General features: G+C 66.2%; 9 protein-coding genes. 5 read left to right on the top strand and 4 right to left on the bottom strand.

Going from position 1 to position 8,261, the window contains the following annotated elements:
• Positions 1 to 687, top strand: a 687-nt coding sequence (locus WAN71_RS14535; RefSeq protein ID WP_422226004.1) for an acyl-CoA dehydrogenase, incomplete at its 5' end; no start/stop codon positions are given.
• Positions 688 to 973: 286 nt separating this feature from the next.
• Here the strand turns inward: WAN71_RS14535 and WAN71_RS14530 are convergent.
• Entirely contained in the window at positions 974 to 2,299 is a 1,326-nt protein-coding gene (locus WAN71_RS14530; RefSeq protein ID WP_422226003.1) for an acetyl-CoA C-acetyltransferase, read from the bottom strand.
• Between the two features lie 127 nt (positions 2,300 to 2,426).
• Here WAN71_RS14530 and WAN71_RS14525 point away from each other — a divergent pair, with 127 nt between their 5' ends.
• The gene (locus tag WAN71_RS14525; protein ID WP_422226002.1) at positions 2,427 to 3,791 is read left to right on the top strand and encodes a 3-oxoacyl-ACP reductase; all 1,365 of its coding nucleotides are present in this window, start codon (positions 2,427 to 2,429) and stop codon (positions 3,789 to 3,791) included.
• Between the two features lie 15 nt (positions 3,792 to 3,806).
• On the top strand, positions 3,807 to 4,649 hold the full coding sequence (locus WAN71_RS14520) for a MaoC/PaaZ C-terminal domain-containing protein (RefSeq protein WP_422226001.1): 843 nt from the start codon (positions 3,807 to 3,809) through the stop codon (positions 4,647 to 4,649).
• Here WAN71_RS14520 and WAN71_RS14515 read toward each other — a convergent pair.
• From WAN71_RS14515 to WAN71_RS14505, 3 genes are all read right to left on the bottom strand, one after another.
• The gene (locus WAN71_RS14515; protein WP_422226000.1) at positions 4,635 to 5,873 is read right to left on the bottom strand and encodes a chloride channel protein; all 1,239 of its coding nucleotides are present in this window, start codon (positions 5,871 to 5,873) and stop codon (positions 4,635 to 4,637) included. The two genes, WAN71_RS14520 and WAN71_RS14515, sit on opposite strands and share 15 nt — an antisense overlap.
• Complete coding sequence (locus WAN71_RS14510) at positions 5,870 to 6,526, bottom strand: TetR/AcrR family transcriptional regulator (protein ID WP_422225999.1); 657 nt, start codon at positions 6,524 to 6,526, stop codon at positions 5,870 to 5,872. Before WAN71_RS14510 ends, WAN71_RS14515 begins: the two co-directional genes overlap by 4 nt.
• Before the next feature lie 76 nt (positions 6,527 to 6,602).
• Positions 6,603 to 7,757, bottom strand: coding sequence for a glycoside hydrolase family 3 N-terminal domain-containing protein (locus WAN71_RS14505; protein ID WP_422225998.1), 1,155 nt, complete (start codon positions 7,755 to 7,757; stop codon positions 6,603 to 6,605).
• Positions 7,758 to 7,866: 109 nt separating this feature from the next.
• Between WAN71_RS14505 and WAN71_RS14500 the strand changes: the two genes are divergently transcribed.
• Together WAN71_RS14500 and WAN71_RS14495 are read left to right on the top strand one after the other, a co-directional pair.
• On the top strand, positions 7,867 to 8,040 hold the full coding sequence (locus WAN71_RS14500; protein WP_067342410.1) for a DUF2613 domain-containing protein: 174 nt from the start codon (positions 7,867 to 7,869) through the stop codon (positions 8,038 to 8,040).
• 103 nt (positions 8,041 to 8,143) lie between these two features.
• Positions 8,144 to 8,261, top strand: a 118-nt coding sequence (locus WAN71_RS14495) for a hypothetical protein (RefSeq protein ID WP_422226005.1), incomplete at its 3' end; no start/stop codon positions are given.

Below are 8,261 nucleotides of genomic sequence, written 5' to 3'. Positions count from 1 at the left end.
CTGCACGGTGTGGACGCCGACCTGGCGGTCAAGGTCAACGACCTGATGCTGCCGATCGTCAAGGGTGTCGGCTCCGAGCAGGCCTACGCCAAGCTCACCGAGAGCCTGCAGACCTTCGGTGGGTCCGGCTTCTTGCAGGACTACCCGATCGAGCAGTACATCCGCGACGCCAAGATCGACTCGCTCTACGAGGGCACCACGGCCATCCAGGCGCAGGACTTCTTCTTCCGGAAGATCGTCCGCGACAAGGGTGTGGCGCTGGCCCACGTGTCGGGGCAGATCGAGGAGTTCGTCAAGAACGAGTCCGGTAACGGCCGGCTGAAGGCCGAGCGTGCGCTGCTGTCCACCGCCCTGGCCGATGTGCAGGCGATGGCGGCGACGCTGACCGGCTACCTGATGGCCGCGCAGGACGACATCTCCAGCATCTACAAAGTGGGGACGGGTTCGGTGCGCTTCCTGATGAGCGTCGGCGACCTGGTCATCGGCTGGCTGCTGCAGCGTCAGGCCGCGGTGGCCCTGGAGGCGCTCGACGCCGGCGTCAGCGACGCCGACCGGGCCTTCTACGAGGGCAAGATCGCGGTCGCATCGTTCTTCGCGAAGAATTTCCTGCCGCTGTTGACCAGCACCCGCCAGGTGTTGGAGACGATCGACAACGAGATCATGGAGCTCGACGAAGCAGCCTTCTGACGCTAAATAGCGAAATCCCCCGCTCTCATTCCGAGACGGGGGATTTTGCGTTAACGCGCCTGATCATGAAAAGGCTTGATACAAACCTTAAGAAGGGGCCGCCGCGGGATCCCCTCATTCCAGCGGCGGCCCCCGACTCGACCCGCCAAACCGATAATGGCTAGGAGCCGCTCAAGGATGCCCCGCGCTGCCATCGGGTCGGGGGGTCGGACGACAACACGGAGCTATCCGAAAAGTCGCATACCCGGGCGCCGCCGTTACTAAACGGCACACCGCACCTGGCGTATCAGGCATCCAGGACCGCGGCAACGCCTTGGCCACCGGCGGCGCAAATCGAGATCAGCCCGCGCACCGGCTTGGCTGACGCCCCCTGCTTGGTCTTGGCCTCGGCCAGTTGTTTGGCCAGCTGCGCCAGGATCCGCCCGCCGGTGGCGGCGAATGGGTGGCCGGCGGCCAGCGACGACCCGTTGACGTTGAGCTTGGACCGGTCGATGGACCCCAGCGCGGCGTCTAAGCCCAACCGCTCCTTGCAGTACTCCTCGGACTCCCAGGCCTGCAGGTGTGCCAGCACCACCGAGGCGAATGCCTCATGGATTTCGTAGAAGTCGAAGTCCTGAAGGCTGAGCCCATTGCGGGCGAGCAAGCGAGGTACCGCGTACGTCGGCGCCATCAGGAGGCCATCGGCGCCGTTGACGTAGTCCACCGCAGACGTCTCGGCGTCGACGAAGTAAGCCAACGGCGACAGCGAGTGCTCGGCGGCCCAATCTTCGCTCGCCAGCAACGCCACCGAAGCGCCGTCGGTCAGCGGTGTCGAGTTGCCGGCCGTCATGGTGGCGTCGCCGGCCTTCACCCCGAACACCGGCTTGAGTTTGGCCAGCTTGTCCACCGACGCGTCCGGCCGCAGATTGTCGTCGCGGTACAAGCCCAAAAATGGGGTGACCAGGTCATCGAAGAAGCCCCGATCGTAAGCGGCGGCCATGTTGCGGTGGCTGGCGGCGGCCAGCTCGTCCTGGTCGACGCGCTTGATGCCCATCTGCTTGGCGGTGATGGCCTGGTGCTCACCCATCGACAGTCCAGTGCGCGGCTCGCTGTTCACCGGAATCTCCACCCCGAGGCTGGCCGGCAGCTTGCCGACCAGTTTCAGCCGCTCGACGTTGGACTTTGACCGCCGCAGTCCCAGCAGCGTGCGACGCAGGTTGTCGCCCAAGCCGATTGGCGCGTCGGAGGTGGTGTCCACCCCGCCGGCGGCGGCGACCTCGTAGCGGCCGGCGGCGATGCCGTCAGCCGCGGCAATCGCGGCCTGCAGCCCGGTCCCACAGGCCTGTTGCATGTCGAACGCGGGCGTGTAGGACGACAGTGCCGATCCGAGCACGCATTCGCGCATCAGGTTGAAATCGCGGCTGTGCTTGAGCACCGCGCCGCCGATCACTGCCCCCAAACGCTCACCGGCCAGACCGAAGCGGTCGACCAGTCCACCCAGAGCGGCAGTGAACATGTCCTGGTTGGACGCCTCGGCGTAGGCGCGGTCCGAGCGGCCGAACGGGATTCGATTGCCGCCGAGCACCGCGACGCGCCGCAGGGAGTGTGCACCAGAGGAACTTGCAGAAGTCACGCTTATCTCCGTCGGTTGGGGGTTATCCGCGTATAGGGGTCATACTACCTACCGTTCTTACTCTGGAGTAAGTTCGTTCTCGATACGGTAGTCAACAGATGACACGCTCGATATGGAAGGCAACTCAGTGGCCCCGAAGGCTTCACCCGATCTATTCTCCCAAGTCGTCAACTCCGGGCCCGGCTCGTTTCTCGCCAAGCAACTCGGCGTCCCACAGCCCGAGCAACTGCGGCGTTACCGAGTCGGTGATCGGCCATTGGCCGGTTCGCTGCTGATCGGTGGTGAGGGCCGGGTTGTCGAGCCGCTGCGCGCGGCGCTGGACAAAGACTACGACGTGGTCGGCGCCAACCTCGGCGGCCGCTGGGCCGATTCGTTCGCCGGGCTGGTGTTCGACGCCACCGGCATCACCACCCCGGCGAAGCTGAAGGCGCTGCACGAGTTCTTCACTCCGCTGCTGCGCAATGTCGGCGCCTCCGGCCGCGTCGTCGTCGTCGGAACCACTCCCGACCAAGCCGGCAGCGCCGATGAGCGGATCGCGCAACGGGCGCTGGAGGGCTTCACGCGCTCACTGGGCAAGGAGCTGCGCCGAGGCGCCACCGTTGCGCTGGTCTACCTGTCACCCGAGGCCAAACCAGCCGCTACCGGTGCAGAGTCGACCCTGCGGTTCATCCTGTCGGCCAAATCGGCCTACGTGGACGGCCAGGTGTTCTACGTCGGCGCGGCCGACTCCACACCGCCGGCCGACTGGGACCGGCCGCTGGACGGCAAGGTGGGCATCGTGACCGGTGCCGCACGGGGTATCGGCGCGACGATCGCTGAAGTGTTCGCCCGGGACGGGGCCCACGTCGTCGCGGTCGACGTGGAGGCCGCCGCCGAGGCACTGGCCGAGACCGCCACCCGCGTCGGTGGAACCGCCCTGACCCTCGACGTCACCGCAGACGATGCCGTCGACCGGATCACCGAGCATCTGCGTGAGCATTACAACGGGCGGGCCGACATCCTGGTGAACAACGCCGGTATCACCCGCGACAAGCTGTTGGCCAACATGGATGATGCGCGCTGGGACGCGGTTCTTGCCGTCAACCTGCTTGCCCCACAACGGCTTACCGAGGGACTGGTCGGCAACGGCAGCATCGGCGACGGCGGCCGGGTGATTGGGCTCTCGTCGATGGCCGGTATCGCGGGCAACCGCGGGCAGACCAACTACGCCACCACCAAGGCCGGCATGATCGGGCTCACCCAGGCGCTGGCACCCGAACTCGCCGAGAAGGGCATCACGATCAACGCCGTCGCCCCAGGATTCATCGAAACCCAGATGACCGCGGCCATCCCCATGGCCACCCGCGAGGTCGGCCGTCGCCTCAACTCGCTGTATCAAGGCGGCCAGCCGGTGGACGTCGCCGAGACCATCGCCTACTTCGCCAGCCCGGCATCAAACGCGGTGACGGGTAACGTCATTCGCGTCTGCGGCCAGGCCATGCTGGGCGCCTAGCTGAGAGGGATAGCAGTGACGCAACCAAGCGGCCTGAAAAACCTGCTGCGCGCAGCAGCCGGGGCATTGCCGTTCGTGCCGCGCAGCGAGCACCTGCCCAGCAGGACGCTGACGGTCAACGACGTGCCCATCGACCGCGGGAACGTGGCCGACTACGCGGCGGTCACCGGACTGCGCTACGGCGACTCCGTGCCGTTGACCTACCCGTTCGCGTTAACCTTCCCGACGATGATGTCGCTGGTGACTGGATTCGACTTCCCTTTCGCTGCAATGGGATCCGTCCATATTGAAAACCACATCACGCAATACCGGCCGATCAAGGTGACCGACACGGTCAATATCGCGGTCCACGCCGAGAATTTGCGTGAACATCGCAAGGGCCTGCTGGTGGACTTGGTGACCGATGTCAGCGTCGGCAACGACGTAGCGTGGCACCAGGTCACGACCTTCCTGCACCAGCAACGCACCAGCTTGTCCGACGAGGCCAAGGCGCCGCCACAGAAACAGCCCAAACTGCCTCCGCCGAAAGCCATTCTGCGGATAACGCCGGGACAGATTCGCCGCTATGCGGCCATCGGCGGCGACCATAACCCGATTCACACCAACCCCATGGGGGCCAAATTGTTCGGCTTTCCCACCGTGATTGCACACGGAATGTTCAGCGCCGCCGCAGTATTGGCGAATTTAGAGGCCGGGCTCCCGGATGCCGTGACATATTCGGTGCGGTTCGGCAAACCTGTGGTGCTGCCGGCCACTGCCGGACTCTACGTCGATCAGGTCCAGGACGGCTGGGATATCAGCTTGCGCAACATCACCAAGGGGTATCCGCATCTGACCGGCACCCTAAGGACGCACTAGCCGGGGAGTGCGTTCGACAAGTAGCAGAACTCCGTACGCACCAAGCGCGGTAGTCAGAAAAACCAGCAACAGCCAAAGCGGAGGCCGGGCGAGTTCCCAGACGAAGATCGCGGCCCAAAACGGGGTGCGTTGAGTGATCGCGAGCACGCCTGCTGCACCGGCCAAAGAGATTGCCTCAACCCGAAAGTGGGTTCCTGCCACTGCGTTGATAGTCAGCACCAACAGCGTCCCAGCTGCCGCGCCGGTGGCCAAGGCGGGGGTGAGCATCCCGCCCGTCCCGCCGGCGCGCAGAAACACCGCCGTCAGAACGGGTTTCAGAACCAGCACCGCCGCCGCTGTTGTCAGGGTCATGCCGCTGGCGAGGGTCGCGGTCAGGATCGACTTGCCGTTGCCGGGCAGTTCGGGCCACCAGTGCGAGCAAACACCGATCAGCAACCCCGCACCCGCGATCGCCGGGATCAACAGCCAGGATCGGGTCACCGCGGCCCGATCGGCAGCCGCCATCAGCCGATTGAACGCGAGTCCCACCGCAAGGGTGAGCGGGCCTAATGCCAATGCGTAACCGACCAGCAGGTAGGACAAGTGCGGGTGGGGCCAGGCCAGGATCGGCTGGTTGTGGGTCACTAACGAGGCGACCGCGACGGCCAGGCTCGAGGTGATCAACGCGGCACCCAGCGCGCGCGGATGCCAGCTCCGCAGCATGATGCGCGCGGTGAACAGCGCACCCCCGACCGGCACCGCATACACCGCACCGAGTCCCGCGCCGGCCGCACACGCCAGCAGGATCTCACGGTCGGATGCCGACAGTCGTTTCAGCCATCGCATACCGAAATCGCCCAGGGCCGCAGCGAATTGGCGCGGCGCTCCTTCCCGGCCCAACGACGCACCGGAACCGACCAGCACCACCTGCAGTGCCGCGTCGACACTGAACGGCACCAGGCCTATTCGCTGACGCCTGGCGATGGCCTCAGACAACGGCGGGACAACTGTTTTGGATCGCAGCAGCCACCAGCCCAGCCCTGCCAGCGCTCCGCCGACCATCGGGCCCAGGGCTCGACGCACCGGACTGCTGCCAGTGACCCCCTGCAGCAGTGTTCCGAACGTGTAGTGGTAGGTCAGGTGTTCAACGAAACGCAACACCAGCGTCGTCGCCAACCCGGCAACCCCGGCTAGCAGCCCGACAATCACAACCGCACACAGGAATTCAACGTTGCGTCGGCTCACGGCGTGGATTGGCGGGTCCGCTGCTGGCTGGGTCCGGCGGCGATTTCGGCCGCATCCCGATCGGATGGCACGCCCTTGAGGCCTCGCCAGAACAGGTTGATCATCAGCTCGGCCGCCTCATCGACGTCGGTATCGCCCGTGCTGAGCCGCGTCGCGATCGCCTCACCGGCTCCGACCAGCGCCACCGCCATCATCTCGAAGTCGGCGTCCGGTCCGGGATTCCGGGTACCGGCCTGCAGCAGCCTGGCCACCATGGCGATGATCCGCTCGCGTCCCTCGCGCACGGTGTGGGCAAAAGCTTGCGAGCTGGTGGCCTGGGTGTACATCACGATCCAAGACGCGCGGTTGGCGTCGATGTAGCGCATGAACGCCACGATGGTGTTGCCCAACAGATCCTTCGGGCTCTGCTCGAGATCGATGTCTTCACCCACACCGTCGATGAATCGCGTCATCTCGCGGTCAAGGCAAGCGCCGAACAGTTCCTCTTTGGACCCGTAATACAGGTAGAGCATCGGCTTGGAAATCTGGGCTTTGGCCGCGATCGCGTCCATCGACGTCTCGTGATAGCCGTTGACCGAGAACATCTGGACCGCGGCGTCGAGCATCTGCTGTTCGCGCACGGCACGGGGTAACCGCTTGGTACCACCTGCCATGCTGTCCCCTTCTAGCCGACTTGCGGGTGCGCCTGTCTGACTTCAGAGTAAGCAATGCGTATGCGGGCCGCCGGGTTTACGGTCCGCAGTCTGGCTTCGGGCCCTTCACCTTCGCGACCCGCAGTACCGAGGCATCGACGGCAGGCATCGTCAACTCCCCTGCGGCCAATGCCTTCTCCATCCGATCCAGCACGGCGGGCACCTCGTCGGTGGTAACCCACAGCGCAATGTCGGTGCCGGCCTGCAGGGTGCGCAACACCGCCTCCGGCACGCCGTAGTGCTGGTTGATCGCGGCCATGCTGGACAGGTCGTCGCTGAAGACCGGGCCGTCGAACGCCGGGCCTTGATAGCCGGTGCCGGTGCGCAACAACTGGACGGCGGCCCGGCTCAGGGTGGCCGGTTGGTCGCCGGTCAGGCCGGGCACCTGCAGGTGGCCGACCATCACGCCGACCGGGGCGGCCGACACCAGCGTTCGGTACGGCACCAGATCGTCGTTCTGCAACTGGGCCAGTGGCGGCGTGGTGACCCCACCGGTGTGCGAGTCGCCCGATCCGTGCCCGTGGCCGGGAAAATGCTTGAGCACCGGCAGCAGACCGGCGTCGCGCAGACCTCGCGCATATGCGCCGGCGTACGCGGTGACCACGGCCGGATCCGAGCTGAACGACCGGTCGCCGATCACCGTGTCGTCGGGAGCGTCGGTGACATCGACCACTGGGGCGAAGTCAATGGTGATGCCCAGGCCACGCATCCGGTGGCCGCGGTCCAGCGCGATGCCGTAGACCTCGTCGGCGGTGTGCGTCTGAGCCAGCACCCGCGCCGACGGTGCCGGCCCAATCAGCGACGACAGTCGCGCCACCCGGCCGCCCTCCTCGTCGACGCTGATCGCCATTGGCAGCGCCGTGCTTGTTGACAGGCTCTTCACCGTGCCATCCGTCAGCATCGACAGGTCAGTCCAGCTTCCGATGAAGATGCCCCCGACATGGTGGTCGGCCACTACGGCTTTGGCGTCGTCGCCGTTGCGTACTCCGACCATCAGCAGCTGGGCCAGCTTGTCGTGGGTGGACATCGCCGCCAGGATCGCCGCCGGATCTCCGCAAGCGGGTCGGGCGGGGGGGATCGGCCGGCCCGCGGACGTGGCCGGTGCCGACTTGGGTCGTTCGGAGCTGTGGCCGCACCCGCCCAGCAGCGCCAGGACCGCGGCAAGCACAGCAAGAACGCGCGGGAAAGCCATCCGCCCATGCTGTCATGGCGGCGATCTGCGGCGCCGCCGCCCCGCTTGTCCCGGCGAGCGCTCGGGCGCGGGCGACCTTGTCTTCTACGCCTTCTGTTAGGTTGCCACCATGAACCGGTTCGTTGCACCCGCCGCCGCCAGCGTCGTGGTCGGCCTGTTGCTGGGCGCAGCCGCGATCTTCGGGATCACGTTGATGGTGCAGCAGGACACCAAGCCACCGCTTCCCGGCGGCGACCCGCAGTCGTCGGTGCTCAACCGGGTCGAGTACGGCAACCGCAGCTAACCGCGCGGCGACGATGCGGGCCGCGAAACGGCCCGTTGAGGAGCCGGGCAATGGGACTCAGTCGGCGACTGCGGTCGCCGGCGTGAAGGCCGCTTCCATGCAGGTGACGCCGTTGTCGCGACGTCGGTTGGGGTTGGTCGCGACGGTCGCGCTGGCGTTGAGTTTCGCCCAGTCGCCCGGGCAGATCTCCCCCGACACCAAGCTCGACCTGATCGCCAACC

It is taken from the genome of Mycobacterium sp. (assembly GCF_049280035.1).
GTDB lineage: Bacteria > Actinomycetota > Actinomycetes > Mycobacteriales > Mycobacteriaceae > Mycobacterium.
The sequence above is the reverse complement of the archived record's forward strand: the minus strand, read 5'-3'. Positions and strand labels throughout refer to the sequence as shown.